Source organism: Streptomyces sp. NPDC008086 (assembly GCF_042957325.1).
Classification (GTDB): Bacteria; Actinomycetota; Actinomycetes; order Streptomycetales; family Streptomycetaceae; genus Streptomyces.
Map to the genome: position 1 here is coordinate 29526 of NZ_JBIBIA010000013.1, position 22106 is coordinate 51631.

General features: G+C 66.5%; 20 protein-coding genes. 13 read left to right on the top strand and 7 right to left on the bottom strand.

Features of this window, described 5'->3' with window-relative positions:
• Position 1: 1 nt before the first annotated feature.
• The 3 genes from ACFZBP_RS36510 to ACFZBP_RS36520 are packed head-to-tail and all read left to right on the top strand — an operon-like array spanning position 2 to position 4376.
• Positions 2 to 1867: an FAD-dependent oxidoreductase gene (locus ACFZBP_RS36510; RefSeq protein ID WP_391419842.1), complete on the top strand. Its 1866-nt coding sequence runs from the start codon at positions 2 to 4 to the stop codon at positions 1865 to 1867.
• The gene (locus ACFZBP_RS36515) at positions 1867 to 2997 is read left to right on the top strand and encodes a fatty acid desaturase (protein ID WP_391419844.1); all 1131 of its coding nucleotides are present in this window, start codon (positions 1867 to 1869) and stop codon (positions 2995 to 2997) included. Before ACFZBP_RS36510 ends, ACFZBP_RS36515 begins: the two co-directional genes overlap by 1 nt.
• On the top strand, positions 2994 to 4376 hold the full coding sequence (locus ACFZBP_RS36520; protein ID WP_391419847.1) for a cytochrome P450: 1383 nt from the start codon (positions 2994 to 2996) through the stop codon (positions 4374 to 4376). Before ACFZBP_RS36515 ends, ACFZBP_RS36520 begins: the two co-directional genes overlap by 4 nt.
• A 77-nt stretch (positions 4377 to 4453) precedes the next feature.
• Here the strand turns inward: ACFZBP_RS36520 and ACFZBP_RS36525 are convergent, their stop codons facing one another.
• Positions 4454 to 5998, bottom strand: a complete 1545-nt coding sequence (locus tag ACFZBP_RS36525) for an MFS transporter (RefSeq protein ID WP_391419849.1) — start codon at positions 5996 to 5998, stop codon at positions 4454 to 4456.
• Positions 5999 to 6007: 9 nt separating this feature from the next.
• Positions 6008 to 8416: an MMPL family transporter gene (locus ACFZBP_RS36530; RefSeq protein WP_391419851.1), complete on the bottom strand. Its 2409-nt coding sequence runs from the start codon at positions 8414 to 8416 to the stop codon at positions 6008 to 6010.
• 153 nt (positions 8417 to 8569) lie between these two features.
• On the opposite strand from ACFZBP_RS36530, the gene ACFZBP_RS36535 reads away from it, so the two are divergent.
• Entirely contained in the window at positions 8570 to 9181 is a 612-nt protein-coding gene (locus ACFZBP_RS36535; protein WP_391419854.1) for a TetR family transcriptional regulator, read from the top strand.
• Between the two features lie 260 nt (positions 9182 to 9441).
• On the top strand, positions 9442 to 10359 hold the full coding sequence (locus ACFZBP_RS36540) for a cation diffusion facilitator family transporter (protein ID WP_391419856.1): 918 nt from the start codon (positions 9442 to 9444) through the stop codon (positions 10357 to 10359).
• Between the two features lie 373 nt (positions 10360 to 10732).
• On the opposite strand, the gene ACFZBP_RS36545 is transcribed toward ACFZBP_RS36540, so the two are convergent.
• From ACFZBP_RS36545 to ACFZBP_RS36560, 4 genes are all read right to left on the bottom strand, one after another.
• Entirely contained in the window at positions 10733 to 11188 is a 456-nt protein-coding gene (locus ACFZBP_RS36545; RefSeq protein ID WP_391419858.1) for a hypothetical protein, read from the bottom strand.
• Positions 11131 to 11793, bottom strand: a complete 663-nt coding sequence (locus ACFZBP_RS36550) for a cation transporter (protein WP_391419861.1) — start codon at positions 11791 to 11793, stop codon at positions 11131 to 11133. Before ACFZBP_RS36550 ends, ACFZBP_RS36545 begins: the two co-directional genes overlap by 58 nt.
• A complete protein-coding gene (locus ACFZBP_RS36555; protein WP_391420105.1) occupies positions 11793 to 12089 on the bottom strand; it encodes a metalloregulator ArsR/SmtB family transcription factor in 297 nt (98 codons plus the stop codon). Before ACFZBP_RS36555 ends, ACFZBP_RS36550 begins: the two co-directional genes overlap by 1 nt.
• Before the next feature lie 491 nt (positions 12090 to 12580).
• Entirely contained in the window at positions 12581 to 13024 is a 444-nt protein-coding gene (locus ACFZBP_RS36560) for a TIGR03618 family F420-dependent PPOX class oxidoreductase (protein ID WP_391419863.1), read from the bottom strand.
• Between the two features lie 855 nt (positions 13025 to 13879).
• Here ACFZBP_RS36560 and ACFZBP_RS36565 point away from each other — a divergent pair.
• From ACFZBP_RS36565 to ACFZBP_RS36575, 3 genes are read left to right on the top strand one after another with little or no spacing between them, the layout of a single operon-like run.
• Positions 13880 to 14251: a hypothetical protein gene (locus ACFZBP_RS36565; RefSeq protein WP_391419865.1), complete on the top strand. Its 372-nt coding sequence runs from the start codon at positions 13880 to 13882 to the stop codon at positions 14249 to 14251.
• 3 nt (positions 14252 to 14254) lie between these two features.
• The gene (locus tag ACFZBP_RS36570; protein WP_391419868.1) at positions 14255 to 15385 is read left to right on the top strand and encodes an MAB_1171c family putative transporter; all 1131 of its coding nucleotides are present in this window, start codon (positions 14255 to 14257) and stop codon (positions 15383 to 15385) included.
• A gap of 30 nt (positions 15386 to 15415) precedes the next feature.
• Positions 15416 to 16609: an amidohydrolase family protein gene (locus tag ACFZBP_RS36575; protein WP_391419871.1), complete on the top strand. Its 1194-nt coding sequence runs from the start codon at positions 15416 to 15418 to the stop codon at positions 16607 to 16609.
• A gap of 47 nt (positions 16610 to 16656) precedes the next feature.
• Here the strand turns inward: ACFZBP_RS36575 and ACFZBP_RS36580 are convergent, their stop codons facing one another.
• On the bottom strand, positions 16657 to 17526 hold the full coding sequence (locus ACFZBP_RS36580) for a helix-turn-helix domain-containing protein (protein WP_391419873.1): 870 nt from the start codon (positions 17524 to 17526) through the stop codon (positions 16657 to 16659).
• A 613-nt stretch (positions 17527 to 18139) separates the two neighbouring features.
• On the opposite strand from ACFZBP_RS36580, the gene ACFZBP_RS36585 reads away from it, so the two are divergent.
• The 5 genes from ACFZBP_RS36585 to ACFZBP_RS36605 all read left to right on the top strand — a co-directional run bounded on the left by ACFZBP_RS36585 (position 18140) and on the right by ACFZBP_RS36605 (position 22053).
• A complete protein-coding gene (locus ACFZBP_RS36585; RefSeq protein WP_391419875.1) occupies positions 18140 to 18556 on the top strand; it encodes a hypothetical protein in 417 nt (138 codons plus the stop codon).
• Between the two features lie 115 nt (positions 18557 to 18671).
• Entirely contained in the window at positions 18672 to 19259 is a 588-nt protein-coding gene (locus tag ACFZBP_RS36590; protein ID WP_391419877.1) for a WhiB family transcriptional regulator, read from the top strand.
• Positions 19260 to 20588: 1329 nt separating this feature from the next.
• Positions 20589 to 21278, top strand: coding sequence for an ATP-binding protein (locus tag ACFZBP_RS36595; protein WP_391419880.1), 690 nt, complete (start codon positions 20589 to 20591; stop codon positions 21276 to 21278).
• Positions 21278 to 21637: a DUF4326 domain-containing protein gene (locus tag ACFZBP_RS36600; protein ID WP_391419882.1), complete on the top strand. Its 360-nt coding sequence runs from the start codon at positions 21278 to 21280 to the stop codon at positions 21635 to 21637. Before ACFZBP_RS36595 ends, ACFZBP_RS36600 begins: the two co-directional genes overlap by 1 nt.
• Positions 21634 to 22053 carry a DUF6195 family protein gene (locus tag ACFZBP_RS36605; RefSeq protein ID WP_391419884.1) on the top strand — a complete coding sequence of 140 codons (420 nt, stop codon included), beginning with the start codon at positions 21634 to 21636 and terminating at the stop codon, positions 22051 to 22053. The genes ACFZBP_RS36600 and ACFZBP_RS36605 overlap by 4 nt, the downstream gene beginning before the upstream one ends.
• Positions 22054 to 22106: the final 53 nt, after the last annotated feature.

Here is a 22106-nt window from a genome sequence, read left to right on the forward strand (position 1 = left end):
GGTGCCCAACTCTGACAAGACGACCGCCAAGACCACCCCCGGCGCCCGGTCCCGCGTCCGCGCAGTCGCGCCGGCCGACGAGCAGGACGACGCAGTCGTGAACGACGAAGTGCGTGCAGATGTCTGTGTGATCGGCCATGGAATCGTCGGCCTGATCACGGCCATCGCACTGGCCAAGCGTGGCATGTCGGTGGTCTGCATCGACCAGCCGACGGAGAAGCAGCAGGCCAGCTACAAGGTCGGTGAGTCCCTCCTGGTGTTCTCCAACGCCTTCCTGCGCGGCCTCGGCGAGATCGACGAGACGCTAGAGGAGTCCTTCGGCAAGAAGGGCTTCTGGATGGTGCACGGGCTCGAGGGCCGCACCAGCTTCGACGAGTCGGTCTCGGAATGGGGCTTCCAGAGCACGCTGCCGCCGCACTGGATCGAGAAGATCGAGAACCCCCTGTTCCACCGCACCATGTTCAATGACGCCCAGATTGTCCGTCCCGAGGTCGAGGCAGTGCTGCGCGACCGCGCCCGCGCCACCCCGGGGCTGACCTTCCTGGACTGCGGTCTGGTCCGGGACGTCGTCCTGGGCGACGACGGCAACGACCACACACTGCACTGGAGTTCCCGCGACAAAGACCGCAGCGGGAAGATCTCCGCCCGCTGGATCGCCGACTGCACCGGCCGCACCCGTCTGCTGTCCCGTCAGTTCGGCCACGACATCCCCCTCGACGACGGGTTCTCCACGACGGCGGCCTGGGCTCAGTTCTCCAACTGCACCCAAGACCTGTTCGACGAGCGCTGGAAGTTCGCTTTCCCCGACGGCGAGGTGACCGACCGGGAACGTACCACCGTGCACCTGTGGGGCGACGGGTACTGGATCTGGCTGATCCGGCTGAAGGACGACCGCATCAGCGTCGGCATCACCTACAGCCAGCAGCGGCCGCCTGAGGAGGGCAACGCCCGCGAGGTCTTCTGGAAGGTCCTGCGCCGCTATCCGCTGCTGGACTGGCTCCGGGAGGAGAACGTTCTGGAGTTCAGCGCCTACCGCGACGTCCAGCGCATGACCAACACCTTCATCTCCCCCAAGCGTTACGCCATGGTCGGCGACGCCTCCAGCATGATCGACGCCTTCTACAGTCAGGGCATCAGCCTGTCCATGGTCACCGCCTGGCATCTGGCCAACATCGCCCAGCGCGACGTACAGCAGGGCCGGCTCGACATGGACTACCTCGACCACATCAACCGCGCCGCCACCGCGGACTGGCGCATCATCCGGTCGATGGTCCGCTCGAAGTACGGGCCCGCCATCGCCGACAGCCGCTTCTTCATCCTGGACCACCTCCTGGACTACATGGTCTTCGGAGCGGCACTGCTGGGCCGGTACCGCGTCTCGCGCTGGCTGACCGAGACGGGTGGCCGCACCGACGAGGAGAACGTAGAGCACGCCCGCCTTCGGGCGGGACTGGAGCGACGGCTGTTCCTGTCCCAGTCCGCTCCCTGGCACCGGCTGGACCCGCACCGGGTCGCCGGGCTGGTGGAGAAGTGGCACGAGGGCCTGGAGCGCCGGGCGCTGTGGCGGCTGGAGAACGGCGAGAAGCTGCCTCCGACCAAGGCGGGCATGCGGGCACACGCCGCCCTTCCCGGGATCTGGCGGCTTCCCTACGTACACCGGATGAAGCGGGCCGACCTGACCCTGCCGGCCATCAAGGAGCCCGAGTTCATGCAGGTGACCGGCACCGAGTACAGGCCGGTCATCCCGGCGGGTTCCGGCCCGATGCTCGTCGCCATGACGTCGCTCGGAACGCTGCTGGACATCGCGGACACGAGGGTGCGCAAGGTCCGTCGGGCCTTGCGGCGACGCCGCGAGGGAGGTGCCTGATGACGACCGGGGAACAGACGCAGAAGGCGGCGATCCCCTGGGAGCCTCAACAGGTCACCGCGATGGAGCGCTTTTCCGTGAAGGAGGCGCACGACCTGCTGCACGGCCTGTTCCGCCCGCGGATGGCGCTCTACTGGACCGACTTCACACTCAGCGTCCTGCTGGCGGGGGTGGCGTTCTGGGCGGTGGAGCCGCTGGGCGGCTTCACGGTCCTGGGCGTGGCGGCGTTCCTGGTCTCGGTCCTGGCGACGTACCGCTGTTTCGCCTTCATCCACGAGATCGCGCACTTCCGGGCCAAGAAGAGTTTCGGCCCGTTCCGCATCTGGTGGAACGCCGTGTTCGGCATCCCCATGATGGTGCCGGTCTTCATGTACGAGTGCCACGGCGAGCACCACAACCGCAAGCTGTACGGCACCGCGCAGGACGCCGAGTACCTGCCGCTGGCGCGGATGGCGCCGTCGAACATCGTGGGGCTGCTGATCACGCCGCTGTTCCTGCCGTTCTTCGGCCCCTACCGCTTCGCTGTGCTCACGCCGCTGTCGTGGTTCGTGCCCAGGATCCGGGAGTACCTGTACAGCAATGTCTCGGCCCTGAAGATCGACTTCGAGTACCGGGGGCGGCAGCCCACTGCCGAGGAGAAGTGGCTGTGGCGCGGCCAGGAAATGCTCTGCCTGGCATGGATCGCAGCGGCCGTGACCCTGCTGACTCTGGGTGTGGTGCCGCCGGAGCGACTGGCTCAGTGGTACGCGCTGTTCGTCACCATCGCGTTCATCAACTCGCTGCGTCTGTTGGCCGCGCATCGCTACCTCGGTGACGAGGACGAGATGAGCATCGTGGAGCAGATGATGGACACCGTGAACCACCCGCGGGCCCGGCTGCTGGGTGAGCTGTGGGCGCCGGTGGGGCTTAGGCTGCACGCCCTGCACCACTTGATGCCGGGACTGCCGTACCACAGCTTCCCCCAGGCCCACGCGCGGCTGGTGGCCGGCCTGCCGGAGGACTCCGCCTACCGGCTGACCGAGAGCCCGGGCCTGACGTACTCCCTGCGCCGCCTGTGGCGGGTGGCCCGCGCCCACAAGCGGGCGGGGACTCTGCTGGAGCGCTCGCCGTTGAAGGAGGCCTCGGTATGACCACCGTAGCCTCGTCGCAGGACCGGCAATCGTCCCGTCCTCGTCGGCTGCCCATGGCGCCCGGTGGTGGGCTGCTCGGACACGCCACGGCGCTCCAGGCCGACACCATCGCGACCCTGCACCGGCTCGCCTCGGCCTCGGACGGCGTGATGGGCTTCCGGATCGGGGGCAGCGTGGCCGCCACCGTCTCGACGCCGGCCGCAGCCCGGGACGTGCTGATCGAGAACGCCGAGGACTTCGGCCGCGGCAGGCGGCAGACGCGCGCGCTCACCCCGCTGATGGGCAACGGGCTCCTCACCAGTGAGGGCGAACTGCACAAGAAGCAGCGGCGGTTGGTGCTGCCCCACTTCTCACCTCGCCGCATACCCCGCCATGCGGAGGCCGTCGTCTCGACGGCAGAGAGTGTGGCGGAGCGCTGGCGCGAGGGCGTCGACGTCGACCTGGTGGCGGAGATGAACACGTTGACGATGGACATCGTCAGCCAACTCCTCTTCACTGCCTCCAGCCGCGACAATCGGGCCCTGGCGGACGCCATCACCGAGGCCTTCGAGTGGGAGATGTACGCCATCACCAGTCCGGCGGCGCTCCCCCTGTGGGTGCCCGTGCCCCGCAACCGTCGGGCGCGGCGCGCCATGACCGGTATCCGTGCGTGGATCGCCCAGTTCATTCGCGAACGGCAGGAGTCCGCGCAGGGTGGCGCCGAACTCTCCGAGGACATCCTGGGCGACCTGATGGCGTCCCGTTACGAGGACGGCACTCCGATGAGCGAGGAGCTGCTGCTCGACGAGGTGCTCACCGCATGGGGCGCGGCCCAGGAGACGTCGGCCGATGCGCAGGCGTGGACGCTGTACCTTCTGGCCCGGCATCCCGACGTCCTCAAACGGGTGCACCACGAGATCGACACGGTCCTGGGCGAAAGGTCGGTGCGCTTCGGGGACCTGCCTCAACTGCCTTACTGCCTGAAGGTGTTCAAGGAGGCGATGCGGCTGTACCCGCCAGCTGCGGTGATCCCTCGGCAGGCGATCAGGGACACAGTGGTCGGTGGGTACGCCGTTCCGGCCGGGACCATGATCTTCCTCAATGCCTTCAGCCTCCACCGGAATCCCGACGTGTTCACCGAGCCGGAGCGCTTCGATCCCGATCGCTTCACCCGGGAGCGGGAGAAGGCGCTGCCCAAGGGGGCCTACCTCCCCTTCGGGACCGGCGGGAACGTCTGCCCGGGCAGTCATCTGGCCATGATGGAGGGACATCTGCTCACCGTGGTGCTCAATCAGCGGCTGGCGTTCGAACTGCTCCCTCAGGGCGCGGAGGTGACGCCGGAGCTCTTGGTGAATCTTCGCCCCAGTCCGGGGGTGCGGGCGCGCGTCAGCGCGAGGTGAGCCCATCGGAATTGTCGGCGGCGGCCCCACCGCGTGAGCGGTAGTACGGGGCCGCCGCCTTGTTGTGTGTCTGCTCCTCAGGAGGCACCGGGCTTCTCACGCCGGATGGTGGGCATGCACACCATCAGGAGCACGGCCAGGAGGGCGGTCACGAACGCGCCGATCCGTGCCGTGGTCGTCATGCCGGTGACGAAGGCGTGCTGGGCAAGGGTCACGAGGGCCTCGCCCTCTCGCGCGGGCAGTGCGGCGGCAGCCTCGGCGGCGACAGCGATACTCTGACGGGCCTCATCCACCACCCCGTCGGCCAGGCCGACGGGCGCGTCCTCGCGCAACTCCCTTCGGTAGGTGGCGTTGAGAACGCCACCCATCACGGCGAAGCCGAGGGCTGCCGCGATTTGCCGGCATGTGTTGGCGAGTGCGTGCGCGGTCACGGCCTTCTCGGGCGGCAGTGAGCCGGTGAGCGCATGGAGAGCGGTGGGCAGGGTGAAACCGAGCGCCAGGCCCGTGGTGACCAGAGCGCCGGCGGCGACCGGATAGGAACTGCCGTGGCTCAGTTGCCCGATCCACAACAGGCCGACGGACCACAGCAACATGCCGAGGACGAGCGTCCATTTGACGTCGACGACGGTCGCGAGACGTTTGCCGGCGACTGTTCCCAGCGCGAGTCCGGCCATCATGGGCATCAGACGGAGGCCGGTGGCCCAAGCGTCGTATCCCTGCACCTGTTGCAGGTACTGGGGAAGCATGAAAAGCAGCGCGAGCAGGATCAGCGTGATCAACGACAGTGTGCAGATCGCCCAGGTGAAGCGCGGGTCACGCCATAAGGCGGCGTCAGCCAGCGGGGAGTGTGTGCGGATCAGCCGGATCACCATCGCGGACAGCAGCGCCGCACCGGCGAGGAACACGGGCAGAGTCACCGGATGGGCCCAGCCCCGAGTGGTCGCCTCGGTCACCGCGTACGCGAGAGCCGCTGTTCCGGTCAGGACGAGTACGGTACTAACGGCGTCGACGGGTTCGACGCGCCCCTGGCCTGGCTCGTGGACGGCCAGGGCGATTCCGGCCAACGCGGCGAGCATCACCACGACGTTGACCACGAAGATCGCGTGCCATCCGAAGGCCGCCAGCAGACAGCCACCGACCACGGGACCGAGCGGAAGGCCGAGGGCGAAGCCTGCCGACGCCAGGGTGGCCGCCCCCTCCCGGTCCGCCGGTGACGCCAGGCTCGGTGCGAGCGACAGGGCGTGCGGTACAGTCGCCGCCGCGCCGACCCCCATGAGGGCTCGGGAGGCTATGAGGTCGGCCGAACTGTCCGCCTGCAGGGCGATGGCGGAACCTGCCGCGAAGAGCGCCACGCCAGCCATCAAGAGCTGCTTACGGCCGCGAGTGCCCAGTGCTGTTGAGGGCAGCAGCAGCGCGGCAAACGGCAGGGTGAACGCGTTGGTGATCCACTGCAATTCGGCGGTGGAGGCGCCGACGGTGGTGGCCAGGGTCGGCAACGCGATCGTCAGAACGGTGACATCCAGTCCGATGATCAGCAGTGCCGTGGTCAGGCAGACCAGGCCCAGCCACCGCCGCGTCGGCGTCGGCAGTAAGTCAGTGATATCTACTCCCGGTGTGCGCAAGCAACACGGTCAGTCGGAGGATGTCCGAGACGTGCTCGAAGTCCTCGTTGCTTGCGCGGGAGCGGGTACTGCCGGACCGGTGCTTTTGCCGGCCGGGACCGGGCTAGGTCCCTCGGTGAGGTCGACACGCGGGAGGACGCGGTCCAGCCAGCCGGGCAGCCACCAGTTGGCGTTGCCCGCCAGGCGCATGGCGGCGGGGACGACGACCACACGGATCAGTGTGGCGTCGACCAGGACCGCGACGGCCAGGGCGAAGCCCATCTGTTTCACCTCGACCACCTTGGTGATCATGAACGCGGCGAAGACGACCACCATGATGGCGGCGGCTGCGGTGATGACCTTGGCCGTGTGGACCGTGCCGACGGTGACGGCGCGCGTGTTGTCCCGGGTGCGGTCCCACTCCTCCTTCATGCGGGAGATGATGAACACCTCGTAGTCCATGGACAGCCCGAAGAGCACCACGAAGGTCAGCAGCGGCAGATAGGCCTGGATGAAGCCGCGGCTGGTGAAGTCGAGCAGTGACTCCCCCGCACCTTCCTGGAAGACCCAGGTGAGCAGACCGAATGCGGCGCCGACAGACAGCAGGTTCATCACGATCGCGCTCAGCGCCAGCAGCAGACTGCGGAAGGCGAGCAGGAGCAGCACGAAGGACAGACCGAGGATGGCGCTCAACACCCAGGGGGTCGAGCGGTCGATCTCGTTGGCGACATCGACGGTCTGCGCGGTCAGCCCGCCGGTCGTGACGGTCACTCCGTCGGTGGAACGCTCCGCGCGTGGCGCGGCGGTGTCGCGGATCCAGTGCACCAGGTCGATGGCCTCGTCCGCGTCCGGTGCAGCCTTCGAGAAGACGGTGAGGATGGCAGCGTCCGCGCTGGTGTTGACGATCCGGTCCAACGAGGCACTGTCCTTGGCCAGGGCCGCCTTCAGGCTTTCACTGTCGCTGCGTCCGGTCTGTTCCTTGAGGAGTCCGGTGACGGACAGGACGCTGTCGACCTGTTCATGACCCTCGATCTGGGTGGCCAGCCGGTCCATGGCGGTGAGGTCTTCGTCATCGAAGGAGCCCTTGTCACTGGTGACGACCACCTGGATGGGTGTGGCGGCGCCGGGGGCGAACTTCTCGGAGACGATGTCGTATCCCGCGCCGGCCGGCGCGTCGGCGACGGCACTGGCGCCGACGTCGAAGCCCAGCTTCAGGCCGGTGACCGGGATGGCGGCCGCGGCCAGCGCCAGGACGGCGGCACCACCGATCAGCAACGGGCGCCGCAGCACCAGTTTGGTCCAGCGGGCCCAGACCGAGTGCTCCGGGTCGGGGTGGCTCACAGCGCGTCGCAGTCCGGGCACAGCCAGCCGGTTGATCTTCCTGCCGCACAGGGCGAGCACGGCCGGCAGCAGGGTCATCGCCACCGTCAGCATGACGGCGACGGCCACCATGACGCCGAAGGCCATGGACCGGAACACCGGTGCGCGCACGAGAAGCAGACCCGCGACCGAGATCAGCACGGTGAACCCCGAGAAGAGCACCGCCTTGCCGGCGCTGGCCATGGTGGCACCGACCGTCTGCGCGATCGGACGGTCGGGCTGTGCCTGGAGTTCCTCGCGCTGGCGGGTGACGATGAACAGGCAATAGTCGATACCCAACGCCAGACCGAGCATGGTGACGACGGCTTGGACGAAGGTGTCGAAGCTGGTCAGATAGCTGAGTGCGCCCAGCACGCCGAACGACGTCATGAGCGCCGCCACACCCAGCAGGATCGGCAGGCCGGCCGCCACCAGGGTGCCGAACGCGACGAGCAGGACGAGCAACGCGATGGGCACGCCGATGGACTCGGCTCGAGCGAGGTCCTTGTCCTCCTGCTCGACCACGGCGGCGTTGAGCGCACTGGACCCTGTCAGCATGATGTCGACGCCGTCGCCGTCGATGCCGTCCAACGCCTTCTGGATGTCCGGGGCGGCGCCCTGCCGGTCACGCTCGTCCCCGGTCAGTCCCGCGAGGACGAGGGCGGTGCGGCCGTCGGGGGCGATCTGTGCCTCGCCGCCGGATGCGTACGGGTCCTCGATGGCGGCCACGCCGGGCTGCTTTCGCAGTTCCGCAATGCCGCGCTCGACGACGTCACGGAACGCGGCGTCCTTCACCGAGCGGGTGGCCGAGTCGAAGACCACGACGACGTCTTCGGTGACGGCACTGTCGAAGTCCTCCTTCATCACACTCTCGGCCCGGGCAGACTCCGAGCCTGTCACCTTCAGCGAGGAGCCGGTGAGGCTGTCTGTGAACTTCGGAACCAGTAATCCGCCCGCCACCAGCACCACCAGCCAGGCGGCCAGGACCTTCCAGACGTGCGTGGCACACCAGGTTCCGAGCCGGTGCAGAAGGGGCGGGCCGTAACCGCCATTCGCTGGGTGCTCGGTTTGGGCGGACATACACCACTCCCTACTCGACTGACTGGTCGGTCGAGATGAGTATGGCACTAGACCGACCAGCCGGTCTAGTGATACCTTTGACGGTAATGGAAACGATCCCCGCTTCCATGTCTTGTCGTAGGAGACTCGGCAGGTCGCAAAGGACGGATGGTCATGACAGACGACGAGGACCGTGTCGCAGCCCGGAAGGCTCAGATTTTCGAGGCCGCCGCCGCCGTCTTTGCGCGGCAGGGTTATCACAACGCCCGCATGGACGATGTCGTGAAGGCCGCAGGGCTGAGCAAAGGAGGGCTGTACTGGTACTTCAAGAGCAAAGAGGAGTTGGCGACCGGCCTCGTCCACCAGATGCTCGCTCACGAAGCCGACGCCATCCAGGCCGTCATGGACAGCGAGACACCAGCTGCCGATCGCCTGCAGCACCTCGTGCGGGCATTCGCCGGCGACTTGACGAAGAACCCCGACCGGGGGCCCCTGGCCCTGGAACTCCTGGCCCTGGCCCGCACCATCCCCGACATCCGGACGTGCTTCGACTCCCATCACGAACAGTTCGTCGATCACATCGCGACTCTGCTGGCCCAAACAACCAATTCCGGCGCTTGCGATACCGACACGCACGCTGCCGCCCTGGCCTTCGCATCCGTGATCGACGGCATGGTGCTGCGCTGGACCCTGGCCAGGTCTCCGTTCGACTTGGAGAGCGCCTTGTGGGAGGCCACACAGGTCCTGCTTCGGGGGATGACGGCATCTCAGTCGCGCACTGAGTAAGCCGCGGCTAACCAGGAACCCGTAACACCAGCTGCATCTGACGGTCACGCAGCCACCAGCGCACCGAACGACACGCCCCTTCCCTCTCCCTCCCGAGGGCCGCTCGGCTGCCGGGCCAGGGACCTTCCTCCGTGAATTCCTTTGCGAGGTTTCCCTTTACGGTGATGACAACGGTCACCGATGCAACCTTTGCCCAATTACAACGGTTCGTGCTTCTCTTCCAGGGACGAGCAGGAGAACGAGGGGAAAGGAACGCAGTCATGGGCACCCATAGCCATGGCCATAACCACGCAGTTGGCAGTCACGCCGGAGGGCGGCACCGATGGCGCCTCGCAGTGTCGTTCGGGCTGGTCGGCTCGTACTTCGTAGTCGAGTTAATCTACGGCCTACTGTCGGGTTCACTGGCGCTACTGTCGGACGCCGGGCACATGGCAGCGGATGTGGTGGCGCTAGGGGCCGCTCTCGTAGCGACCCGAGTGGCCACGCGCACTGACCCTACGGGCCGCCGCACTTACGGCTCGTACCGCGCAGAGGTGTTCGCCTCACTGCTGTCGGTGCTTCTGATGTTCGGCGTGGCCGTGTACGTGGTGTTCGAGGCAGTCGGCCGGATCGGCAACACAGCCGAGGTGTCCTCCAGTCCGATGCTTGTGGTCGGCGCGATCGGCCTGGTCGTCAACCTGGTGGCACTGCTCCTTTTGCGGTCCGGGGCAGCCGAGAGCCTGAACGTGAAGGGCGCCTACCTGGAGGTCGCGGCTGACACCGCGGGCTCTGTCGGAGTGATCTTGGCCGGCTGGTTGGTGGCGGCGACCGGCCAACCCGTCTGGGACACCGTGGTAGCTCTTGCCATCGGCATCTTTGTGGCAGTTCGTGCAGTCGGACTGGGACGGGAGGTCTTCGCGGTCCTGGGACAGCACGCCCCCGCTGGGATGGACCCCGGTGTTGTGGCCGACGACCTGGCAGCCGTCGCTGGCGTCAAGGAGGTGCATGACTTGCACCTCTGGACACTGACCTCCGGTATGAACGTGGCTACCGCACACCTGGTCACCGACAACTTCACAGACGGTCACAGCGTCTTGGATCAGGCCCGCGATGTGCTCCGAGAACGGCATGGCGTCGCTCACGCGACTCTGCAAGTCGAACCCGCTGACCTCACCGGTTGCAACAAAGTCGGCTGGTGAACTGGGAAGAGCACTTGAGGCCCGCGTGCGGAGAGTGACAACAGTCAGAGGGCGCCCAATAGGCGGCACCCCAGTTGAGCGCCAAGTCCTCAAGAAGCCACTTGTCGCCGGATGATCGGCCTTCGGACGCCGTAGCCAAGTCGGCGAACTCATTTGCGATAAGAGCCCCCTCATCCGTACTACCCGCCAAGTGTTCGCCGGTTTCAGAGCCGGGCGGGTCGGTGCTTGGACACGTTCCGCCTGAGCTTGAAGCCGTGTACCGGACCCACTCTCGCCGCTGTCATGAGCCGGTCCTTCACCACCGGCGGCGCGACCCCGGACCCCTCCTCGCCTTGTCTACAGAGTCGGTTTACCCCTAGACAGGATCCGTCGACTACGCTCCAGCGGGCTTCCGCCCAACCCGCCAGGACGCTCCCATCGCCCCCAGCGTGCCGAGAATGTTGAGGACGGCGACCGTCGTACCGGTGGCGTACAGGACCGGGGCGTCCTCGGCGAGGGCAAACAGACCGGCCAGAGCCGCGGCGGGCGCGCCGAGCAACGCCACGACGAACAGCACGCTCGCCCACCAGGAAGCCGAACCGGGGGCGCTGGACAGGCCGGGGAAGCCGGTGTCGCCGGCGCGGCGGAGCTGCATCACGGTGCGCTCGCCGAAGGCCGTGACGAGCCACACGGCGTAGAGCGCGAGCGCGGTCCAGGCCCAGCCGGTCAGCAGGCGCCCTCCTCCTTCTGCGGCCCGCAGCATGCGCATCCGGGGGCGCAGCCGCAACTGTCCTACTCCGCCCCGGAGATGGCCGTGACCGGCACTGCGCAGCAGCTGTCGCCGCGCCACGCCTCCCGGCCCTCCTTAACCGCGACGGCGGCGATCACCAGGGCCGCGATCGGGTCCGCCCACGTCCAGCCGAAGAGGGAGTTGGCGAGGAGCCCGACGAGGAGCACCGCCGACAGGTAGGTGCACAGCAGGGTCTGCTTGGAGTCCGCGGCGGCCGAGGCGGAGCCCAGTTCGCGTCCGGCGCGGCGCTGTTCGGCCGAGAGGAACGGCATGACCGCCAGGGAGAGCGCGGCCAGCACAATGCCGGGAGTGGAGTGCTCGGCCTCTCCGGTGCCGGTCAGGGCACGGACGGAGTCGATGGCTGCATAGGCGGCCAGCGCAAAGAAGGAGATCGCGATGATCCGCAGTGCGGTCTTCTCGCGGGCCTCGCGTATGGCGTGCTCGCTTGCGGAGAACTGCCAGGCCACGGCGGCCGAGGAGACCTCGATGACGGAATCCAGGCCGAAGCCGATCAGCGCGGTGGAGGAGGCGATCGTGCCGGCGGTGATCGCGACGATCGCCTCGATGACGTTGTAGGTGATGGTCGCGGCGACCAGCAGCCGTATGCGCCGGGCGAGTTGGGCGCGGCGGTCCGGTGTAGGGCCGAGGGAAATCTCCATGGCCATCAGCAGCAACCCTTCTCCTCCGCGTCGACGCAGGTGCGGTCCGCCTCGACAGCGAGGACCGCACCGCGCAGGTCGTCCAGGGCGTGGCCGAAGCGGGCGGCGGCGAGCTCGTAGCGCACGCGGCGGCCTTCGGGGACTGCGACGACGATGCCGCAGTCGCGCAGGCAGGCGAGGTGGTTCGAAAGGCGGGTACGGGAGATCTCCAGCTTGTCGGCCAGGTGGGCCGGGGATTCGCGCAGGGTGAGCAGGATGCGGCAGCGGATCGGGGCGGCGAGCGCACGGCCGAAGCGGGCCAGCGGCGGGGGGCTATAGAGGACCTGCGGGGTGTCTCACTGTGCGACCCGGCCGTCTCGTACGACGGCGACAAGGTCGGCGGTGGACAGGGCGTCCTGCTGGTCGTGGGCGACGAGGATCGCCGTGGCGCCGGCCATCCATAGCGCGTCCCACATCGGACCGCACTCCCGTGCGCAGCGTCCAAGCGCTGAATGACTCGTCTACGAGGACGAGTTGGGGACGCGGGGCGAGTACGCGAGCGTTGTCGATCGTAGCCGAACACGGCAAGGCCCCCTCGATGCGGGAGATCGCCAGAAGTGTGGGCCCGTCGAGCACAGGATCAGTCGCGTACTAACTCGATCAGATGGCGCAGCCCATGTCATCGAGCGCGGCCTCGGTCACGGACCCAGGAGAGGCATTGCCCTGCGCGGGTGATCGATGAGCCGATCGGAGAGGCACCACTGATCCATCACCAGCGTCGTACACCACGGCACGAAGAACAGCCGCCGCGATCTTAAGCTCGCGCGGCGGGTGAAGTCGCCGTTGGACGGGGTAGCACGGTCAGCCCCATAGCCCGGTCGATCGTGATCTCGATGACTACACGTTCAGGGTCCGGGGCCGGCGTCCGTCCATACCGATCGGCATAGCGCGCCACGGCGAGCGCGACTGCGGCAGCATCGGTGAGCACCTCGGCCGTGCCCTCCAGGGTGGCCCAGCGGCCCCCGTCGACCTGGCAGACAGCCACACGGGCTTCGCTGCCCCCCGCCGCGATGTTGGCAACCTTCTTGCTGGATTTGCGCGTGATAACTCGGGCCACTCCCGCGTCGGCGTCGACTGTGACTCCGACAGGCACCACATGCGGACTCCCGTCCGGACGCATAGTGGTCAGCGTGCACAGATGGTATTCGCTCCAGAACTCAGAGTGCTCAAGTATCTGGCTGATTTTCTTGCTCCGCATGGTCGGGAGCGTACCGCGAGGGAGTGCCCGGATTCACACAGAAGTGACCCCTTCCACACATCACCCAGGGCCGTCACTATGCACCATTTATAGAACTTTGTTCTCACTTATTGGACACTAAAGATCTCAAATTTATAACGGAAGCATGCTCTTGCTACGTCACACCGACCAATATGAACACAAGTGAATCCGCACTTCAGAGCCTTGATCGAATCCGGGAATGGTGGATTTGCCAGGTTTTTTCGCCACCTTCGCCCCATTCAAGAGATGTCGTTTTCCGGCCTTGATCTCGCGTGGCCTCACGTAGGGTCCGAGGCAGTTCCCGCGACCCCCACCGAGGGACCTTCCCCGAGCCAGTTGCACGTTCGCGCTAGCGATGACACGTGCCGGCAAGGGCAAGCGCGGCCTGGCGATTCCGTCACCGAGGACGGCCTGGGCCATTTAGCCAACCCCTCTCCAGGTCCGTGATCACCTTCGTGGAGTCAGTCCGGGAACCGAAGATCGTTGACCCGTGGTGGCTGTCGCCCGGCTAGGCGCAAGGGCCTCGACCAGCCGGTACGAAGGGATTTTGCTCACATGTCTCTGGGAGAAAGCCTCCGGGGCGCTCAAGAAACCGGGCCGCCTACGCCTGGGAGAGCGAGCCGCCGCCGCTTGGGACGGTGGCGTATGGCGGAACGGCGGACGGTGGAGCGCAGGCTCCACAACCGACTGCGGAAGGAGTTGCGCAGTCTGGGCATTCGCCCACCGTTGGATGTGGAGGAGTTGGCCAGGGCGCTCGGCGAGAGGCGCGGGCGCCCGATCGTCCTTCACCCCGTCCCACTGCCGGTGCCAGGCCCTTCGGGGATGTGGCTCGAAATGCAGCAGATGGATCTCATCCTCTACCAGCAGCAAACGGCCCGGTGGCACCAGATCCAGATCATCCTCCACGAACTGCTGCACATCATCGTCGCGGAGTGGGAGGGGAACACCCCGGAGGCGCTCTCGGATGACTTCATCGAGGGCTTCGTGGAGAACTTGGCGGGCCTCATTCCTGTAGTGGATCCGAAGCTGATCCGGCGTGTCGCCCTGCGTTGCTCGTACGAGGACAAGACGGAGTGCTCGGTCGAGCTCGCGGCGACGATCATCCTGGAGTGGTCCTCGGTCGTCGACGCGCTGCCGCGGCTGGCGGAGGACCCTGAGCTCCGCCGGGTGCAGGCAGCCCTGGGCGACCGGCGGGGGTGGCTGTAGGCCATGGCGACGTACCTTCCGCTGATCATCGCCGCTGCCGTCGCGTGGAGGCTGTTTCTGTGGTCGCGTGCCCCACGTGACGCTCCCACCCGTTCGGTTGCTTTCACCTTGTTGTGCCTGGGGCTGTCGCACGCGGTGGCGAGGCCGGGGGGCGCCACGGGCCTCGACATCATGGCGGGGCACGACGTCGCGCGGCTGGTCCAGAACCTGCTGCTCATCCTCGCCTGCTACTTCCTGATGTGCTTCTACCTGTACTCGGCCGACGGGCGGGCGGCCCGGCGTCGAGTCCGGGTGGAAGGCTGCGTCGTGGCCTTGGTCGGGGTAGCGATCGCTGTGGCCACCTGGACCGTGCCGCGGGGGGCGTTGGCCGGGCCGTCCCGCTTGATGGACATGACGATCCCTGGGGTCGCTGTCTTCTACCTCTGTGCTGGCCTGTACATGACGTACGCGATAGGGGTGGCCGGATGGTGGTCCGCCCGCTATGCCCGTATGTCCAGTCGTCCTCACGCCACCGGTCTGTGGATCACCGCGGTCGGCCTGTGCTCGCTGGCGGTGGCCTGTGGGGTCCGCGCTGCCTTCACTGCCGTCCGCTGGAGCGGGGGCTCCGTGCCGCACGGGCTCACGACCTCGGCGGCAGCCTTGTTGACGGTGTCGAGCCTGCTCTTTGTTGTCGGTGTCACCTATTCGGGCCTGCGCGCGAGGATCACCGCCACCCGGCTGTGGCTGCGCCGGCGCCGGCATCACCGTCAGCTCACTTCGCTGTGGGAGCTGCTGATCGAGGTCTACCCGCAGAACGAACTGAAGCCCGCGTCCCGCACTCTGTGGGATCGGTGGCGGGCGCGTGGCGTGCACCGCCGCTACACCCGGCGGATAGTGGAATGCCGGGATGGACTGGTCGATATCAGCCCCTACCTGTTCCGTGAGGGGGAGGGAGCCGACCTGCGCCGCCTGGAGGCTGCTGAACTGGCCAGACGGCTCCGGCGTGCCTACGACGCGATCAAGCAGGGCGCTCCCGCGCCGACAACGCCTCCCCGGGCGTTGAAGCAGGGAAACGACCAGGACTCGGCTGTCAACCGGGACGCGGACGTCGCCCAGCTAATCGCGGTGTCGGACGCGCTGCGATTGACCGCGTGACCGTGAAAGAGACGGGGCAGGCGAGACGACATGCTGATCACCGCCGACCGGGTCCTGACCGGCTCCGGGGCCTACCTGGAAGACGGTGCCGTCCTCGTCGACGGTGACCGCATCGCCGCCGTCGGGCCGCGCGCACAGTTCGCCGGCCACTCCGACGCACCGGGGGCACAGCTCTCGTTTCCCGGTGCCACGGTCGTGCCCGGGCTCATCGACGCCCATGTGCATCTGGTGTTCGACGGCGGCGCCGAGCCGCTGGCCGCCTTCAACGCATCGAGTGACGAGCAGCTGCTGCGCGACATGCGGCGACGCGCGGAGCAGCTGTTGTCGAGCGGTGTGACCACGGTCCGTGACCTGGGCGACCGCAACGGCCTGGCCCTCCGCCTTCAAGAGGAGATCAGCCGGGGCGTGACCACCGGTCCCCGGATCGTGTCCGCGGGCACACCGGCGACAACTCCCGGTGGCCACTGCCATTTCCTCGGCGGTGAGGTCAGCGGCGAGGCCGCGATTCGTGACCTGGTACGGCGCAACCTGGCGGCGGGTGCCGGATTGATCAAGGTGATGGCGAGCGGGGGCGGCCTGACGAAGGACGGGCCGCCCAGTTGGCAGAGCCAGTTCTCCGCGGACGAGCTGCGGGCCTTGGTGGACGAGGCGCATAGAGCCGGAGCGCCGGTGGCCGCGCACGCACACGGGGCGGACGGCATCGAGGCGGTCGTGGATGCGGGCGTGGACACCATTGAGCACTGCACTTGGATGACCAAGGACAGCTTCGGCCTGCGTCAGGACGTCCTGAAGAAGATCATCGAGCGGGGCATCGCGGTCTGCCCGGCCGTCAGTCCGCACTGGCAGATGGTGGCGCGCCATTTCGGCGAGGAGCGGACGCAGGTGTTGTTCGGGCAGGTCCGGCAGATGGCCGAGGCCGGCGTCAGGCTCATCGCGGGGACCGACGCCGGGGTGCAGCGGACCGGCTTCGACGGATCGCTCGCCGGGGCGCTCCCCTTCTACGCGCACGTGGGTATGCCGACCGACAAGATTCTCGACATGGCCACCGCCCAAGCGGCCGACGCTCTTGGGCTCGGTGGGTCAGTAGGCCGTATCAAGTCCGGGCTCCGTGCGGATCTGCTGGTCGTCGGCGGTGATCCGCTGGCCGACCTTGGGGCGCTCAGGGAGATCCGTGCCGTGATCACGGCAGGACGTGTAAAGGAGCCGGGCTCGTCAGCACAGTAGAACGGTAGCTGCGGCGGCGGACGCGCGGCACTCAGAGTTGGGCCGGGTTACTTCCCGGTCTCGGCTTCCTTCTCCGCCATCTCCTGCGCGAGTTCGGTGACCAGCGCCATCACGTTGGGCGGCAGACCCGCCGATCCCAGACCACGGGCCTTGATCCTTCCGACCAGCCCTTGTCTATGGGCGGCGATTAGCTTGAGCCCCTCGTAGACCTGGGCGGCGACGGCCTCGTCGGATTTGAAGTACATCTCCGATACACCGACAACCGTGGCCAGCGCGTCTAGGACGCCGGGAGGCGCCGTCTCCTTGGCACCGGTGCGCAGACCTTCGAAGTCCTCTTCCGTCAGGACCTCCGCCCCGAGCTGGGCGTTCACGTCGGCAGCCATCTCGGCATCCGACGGAGGGCCCTCGGGACCCGGGTACGACCGCTGAAGGATGAAGGTGATCTTCTCGGCCAGCGAGGCCGGCGGCCTGTCCAAGTCCGCAGCGGCAGAGCCTTGGTCCAGTCCGGGCTCCCCTCCCCCTCGCTTCTTCTCTTCCGCCGCGGCGAAGGATCGCTCCTGGGCCCGCAGCAGCTCTGCCGTGCTCACGCCATACCTCTCCGCGAGGAGCGGGACATACCTGTCCTTGAGCCGACGTTCACCACGCTCCGCTGCGGCTACTGGGCCGGCGCTCTTCATTTGGATCACAGGAGCCGTCTCGTACTGGTAGAGGCCGGCATCGCAGCGCAGGTCCGTGAGATCGGGCAGGCCATCACGAGGGAAGAGGTGGTCCAGGGAATGCTTAAGGACCTTCGCGAGGGCGGGAAGCTTCTCCTGATCCGGCTCGGACGATCCGAGCTCCCACCCAGCCACCGTGTTGTCTGCGACGCCGACGGCTTCGGCAACGACGGCCTGCGGGATCTCGGCGGCTCGCCGCACGGAGCGCACACGACCTCTGTCGAAGCGTCGAGCAGACATCAGAACCAGAACCTCATTTTTCGGCAAACCGAAGAAACATCGATCCGTTGACTTTTTCGGGGAACCGCGATAGTTTCAGGTTAGCGAAAAAAGAGGGGTCTCGCACCCCCTCTGTCTTCGCTCACCCACCGTTCGCCGTCTGGCGTGCGGTCGGGTGCAGAAGGAGCCCGGTACGCGCTTCGCGCATGGCCCGCGCCCCCCTCAAAACGCCATCGGCGCCCGAGAGTTCGCACCTCTCGGACGCCAGACAGCTCGTGACGTGCGCCCCTGCTGGGGTGCTGGTCACGCGGAAACGGCCCCTCCGTGTCCCTCGCACGGCACTAGCGGAGCGGCCTACCAACACAGAGGAGTGTCGCATGTCCCCTACTCAGGACTGCAACCCCAAGCCGGACACCGCCCCGGCTCGCGCTGAGCGGCTGGCGGCCCAGCTCGCGTCGATGCTGCCCGGGGCCGCCGTTGTCCAGGTTCGCCTTCAGGGCCCTCGGACCCTGTGGCCTCATCTGGGGCTCACGGCCATCAGCGACTGCGGAACGGCTCTTCGCGTTCCTCGCGCCAAGTCCCTCACGATCGCAAGGTGGATCATCCGTTCGTTCCCGCACGCTGGCTGGACGACCGCAGGCCACGCATTCAACCTGCGAACGGCGAAGCTCCACGGCTTGGACGCGTGATGGCATCTGTCGCCCACCCGGACGCTGGTACCACACCCTTCGGACCCAGTGAGCTGCAAGGACTTGCAGCAGTCCTGAGCCTCCTGGGACGCGTCAGCGACTTCGAGGCTCTGATCGACAAGCTCCCGACCAGCCCTCGCGACAACCGCCTGCACATCGGATACACGGAAGCTGCCGAGCGTTTGAACATCCCTGAGAAGTGGCTGCGCGAACGAATCTCCACACTTCCGCACCGGAAGTTCGGGAAGTTCGTCCAGTTCGCCGAGGAAGACCTCCGCGCAATCTCCGAAATGCATCTCGTGAAGCCGGTCACCGAGAAATGAGCGAAGTCGCACAAATGCCGCTTCAGCCATCCAGGCGATCGCGAAAGCGTTCCTGACTCCTCTCCATACACTCGCTCTATTCTCGAAGCGAGTGCCGCGATCACCGTGAGTTCAAATGAGCACAGACATATACGAGCTTTCTGAGGCTGCACGTCAGGGCAACTGGTCGCCTCTCCTCAGGGAAGCCGAAAAGGTCCCGAGCAAGCATTGGGCAGAAGATGCCAACTGCGCGGCCGAGGACACAGATACTTTCCTCCCTTTCGGAGACGGGCCTCGGGAAGATCCTGAGGAGGTAAAGGAGCAGCTGGGATCCGAGCTGGTTCGGCCTCTCAATCTCTGCAATTCCTGCCCGCTGCCTATCGCGGCCCGATGCCTGGTCGATTCGATCAGGCACGACGATGAGTGGGGTATCCGCGCAGGGCTCCTCGCTTCAGAGAGGTCAGCGCTTCGGGCCACTTGGAAGGACCGCGTGGATGAAAAGGCAGTGCAGGGAGCTCTGAGGGGTGCAACCGCGCCGCTTACCAAGAATGAGCGCAAAGCGGTAATCGAGCGTTTCGTGGCAGATCCGGCTCTGGATCCAGCCGCCGTTGCCCGCGGGCTCGGAATCACGCACGAGTATCTGCTCAAGCTCGCCTGGCGCGAACGGCAGCGGTCCAAGCAGAGGGCCTCTCTATCGGCCGATCAGGAAGCCAACGCCGCCTGACACACACCTCATTTAGAGGAACCATTCTTCACGCGGGGGCATTCCCCTGCGCTTCCGGGAGATTTCCCATGCCTCAGAACCACTCTGCCTCTTTGCCGTGTGCGAACCTCCGTGACGCTATTCACGCGGTCGCCCCAACAGCAGCCTTGGTCCGCATTTTTCCGGAGTACCGGGCTGTTACCCACATCTTCGAAGATGACTTCTACCGCGTGTGCGCTTCTAGGGAAATCGAGAGGGAAGTGACGCACATGATCAGGCAGAAGTTCGGTCACACCACCGACTGGCGTCGTGCACACGATTTCTACCTGCCCACGGGCACGCTGTACCTCACCCCTGAACCGAATCGGATCGGATTCGTACCGGAGGACGATCTCAGCTTTGGGCTTGCGCCCGCGCGACTCATAGCAATATGCGACGGGAACAACTAGTGAGCGATATAGCCACAGAACTGGTCTGGTCAGAGTCGAAGTCCTGCCGTGGTTCACGTCTTGTAATGCTCGCGCTGGCACGCATGGCGGACGATATGGGCAGAGCGACCATCACTCTGGAAGAGATTTCGCACCTGACCCGCCTTACGACCCGCTCTATCACCAAATGCCTCGGCGAGTTGACTGCTCTTGGCGAGCTCAGCCATCAGCGCGGCGGCGGCGCGTCCAATCCCAGCAGCTACTCAATTCTCCTCTTCAACCGGTATCACGACGCTCCCCAGCAGTCTGGTACGGAACTTCCAACTTCGGCCCCTGATGAAGGGATAGCTGGAACGATGTTCCAGGAATTCCCTTCCCAGAACCCCAGTGACGGTCCGGGAATTGGGAAGTCTCTGCCACGTGATTCGGAAGTTTCTTCCTCACGTACGCGCGGTGGTAATACTCCCTCTGGGAGTATTACCACTCCTCAAAAGCAAGCTAGCTTGCCTGCTCAGTACAGGAAAACCCCCGCTTCCAGGCAGGGGCCGGTAACAGTTCCAGAAACAGCCAAAGACCTTGTGGCTGCGATTACGAGCGCCGGGATGCTCGTTGGATGGCGCCTCACGGAATCCGAATGGGATCGGGTAACAGCTCTCGTGAGCAGGTGGGGACACGAACGGCTAGTCGAGATGGTCGCGCGGCGTTGGAATCCCGACCGCCCGCCGCAGTCGGCCCGATATCTGCTCCGTATTTGGGCAGATCTCCCGGCCGATGCCCTGACTGCTGCGAAGCCCGTCAACGTCGTACCCATTCGACGCGCGCCCGGCAGATGGGCGCCTTTCCAGAACACAGCGAACCCCAGCGCCTACCAGAACGGATTTTGATCATGGCGGAGCCAGAACGTGTGAGCAGCGCCGGATCAATGCGCGCCATCGAGCGAATACTTACCGCGAGAGGAATCCAAGTCGGGCCCGAGAGCCTGGGCTTCGAGTCGCCGGAAGAAAATCCCGGCGACCAGGCATGGCACCGCCGCGCTCGTGCCGAGTACGCACTGAACCGATGGCGCACCGCTACCCCGCCTCGCTTCCGTAATGCCGAGACAACGGTCCCGGAGGTCGCGGCCTGGGCAGATCACACCCTGTCGGACAACGCGTCTGCGGGCGCCCTGCTCCTCAGCGGCCACACTGGGACGGGCAAGACGCACCAGGCGTACGGCGCCTTGCGCAGGATCGCGGCCGGCGGTCCGGACAGGTTCGAGCTGATCGCCGTGAACAGCGCGGACATGTACGGAAGCCTGCGGCCCTCACAGTTCCTGGGTGCTGCCGAACGGGAGCTTCGGCGCCTCTGCGAAGTGCAGTACCTGCTGCTTGACGATCTCGGTACGGCGAAGACCTCGGAATGGACCGAGGAGATCACCTACCGGCTCATCAACTACCGGTACAACCACTGCCTGCCGACGATCATCACGTCCAACCTGCCTGCCCGCGACGACGCAGGCCCGGACCTGACCGACTTCGTCGGCGCTCGGGTGGCGAGCCGCCTAGCCGAGATGGTGACGACGCTCGTACCCATGATCGGGGACGACCGGCGTCGTGGTGGGAGGGCGGCCTGATGCCCGTCCGTCTTTGCGGAGCCGACTGGACCGCTTCCCTCGCCTCTACCCCGTGCGTCTTCGTGGGCTATGGCAGCCAATACGCCAATCCCTTCCGCAAAGGAGATCGTGGCCCATCGCTACTCGGCCAGCCGATGGACGCAGCGGAAGTCGTGGATCTCTTCGCCGCCACCCTCCAAGGCCCAGTCGGCCGCCGGTACGCCGAGCGGTTCGCGGGCGAGCTGCGCGGCTTCGACCTGATGTGCACCTGCCCCCTCGACATGCCCTGTCACGCGGACGTTCTGCTGCGTATCGCCGACGGCACCGGCTTCGCTGACGAAGCCTGCAGCGCGTTCAACCGGAAAGGCCGCAACCGATGAGTCACCCGATCATGATCGCTGCGGCCAATCGCCTCACGCACGCCGAGGAACGTCGCACGGCCGCGCGGGAGAACGCCTTCCGGACCTGGGGGCCCCGCTCGATCGCGGCAGCGTCGAAGTATGCACGCCGCCTCCTGGGCGACGAGGCGGTGACGCTCGACTGGGAGGTGCTGGGACTCCTCTCCTTCGAGGAACACCTTCAAGCGTTCGCGCCCCTCGACACCGTCGCAGGTCAGCACCTGGAGCTGTACTACACCGATGAAGGCAGCACGGAACGCCTCCTGTTGCGGGTGTCGTGTGCGAGCTGCCCCAGTCAGCACGTGCACGACGTGACGTCCCTGGAACAGCTCGGGCAGTTGCTCTCACAGACACCGGCCTGGCAGTCCATCGACCCGCGCAAGGGAGGCACGCTCTGATGTCTCACGCCCACATACTCCCGACGGACACCGAGTCGCAGACCGCAGGCAGC

What these genes read in the sequence shown, in the direction of transcription:
- ACFZBP_RS36515 (WP_391419844.1), top strand. Translation starts at nt 1,867, where the DNA reads ATGACGACCGGGGAACAGACGCAGAAGGCGGCGATCCCCTGGGAGCCT.
- ACFZBP_RS36520 (WP_391419847.1), top strand. Translation starts at nt 2,994, where the DNA reads ATGACCACCGTAGCCTCGTCGCAGGACCGGCAATCGTCCCGTCCTCGT.
- ACFZBP_RS36530 (WP_391419851.1), bottom strand. Translation starts at nt 8,416, where the DNA reads ATGTCCGCCCAAACCGAGCACCCAGCGAATGGCGGTTACGGCCCGCCC.
- ACFZBP_RS36535 (WP_391419854.1), top strand. Translation starts at nt 8,570, where the DNA reads ATGACAGACGACGAGGACCGTGTCGCAGCCCGGAAGGCTCAGATTTTC.
- ACFZBP_RS36540 (WP_391419856.1), top strand. Translation starts at nt 9,442, where the DNA reads ATGGGCACCCATAGCCATGGCCATAACCACGCAGTTGGCAGTCACGCC.
- ACFZBP_RS36550 (WP_391419861.1), bottom strand. Translation starts at nt 11,793, where the DNA reads ATGGCCATGGAGATTTCCCTCGGCCCTACACCGGACCGCCGCGCCCAA.
- ACFZBP_RS36560 (WP_391419863.1), bottom strand. Translation starts at nt 13,024, where the DNA reads ATGCGGAGCAAGAAAATCAGCCAGATACTTGAGCACTCTGAGTTCTGG.
- ACFZBP_RS36565 (WP_391419865.1), top strand. Translation starts at nt 13,880, where the DNA reads ATGCAGCAGATGGATCTCATCCTCTACCAGCAGCAAACGGCCCGGTGG.
- ACFZBP_RS36570 (WP_391419868.1), top strand. Translation starts at nt 14,255, where the DNA reads ATGGCGACGTACCTTCCGCTGATCATCGCCGCTGCCGTCGCGTGGAGG.
- ACFZBP_RS36575 (WP_391419871.1), top strand. Translation starts at nt 15,416, where the DNA reads ATGCTGATCACCGCCGACCGGGTCCTGACCGGCTCCGGGGCCTACCTG.
- ACFZBP_RS36590 (WP_391419877.1), top strand. Translation starts at nt 18,672, where the DNA reads ATGAGCACAGACATATACGAGCTTTCTGAGGCTGCACGTCAGGGCAAC.
- ACFZBP_RS36595 (WP_391419880.1), top strand. Translation starts at nt 20,589, where the DNA reads ATGCGCGCCATCGAGCGAATACTTACCGCGAGAGGAATCCAAGTCGGG.
- ACFZBP_RS36600 (WP_391419882.1), top strand. Translation starts at nt 21,278, where the DNA reads ATGCCCGTCCGTCTTTGCGGAGCCGACTGGACCGCTTCCCTCGCCTCT.
- ACFZBP_RS36605 (WP_391419884.1), top strand. Translation starts at nt 21,634, where the DNA reads ATGAGTCACCCGATCATGATCGCTGCGGCCAATCGCCTCACGCACGCC.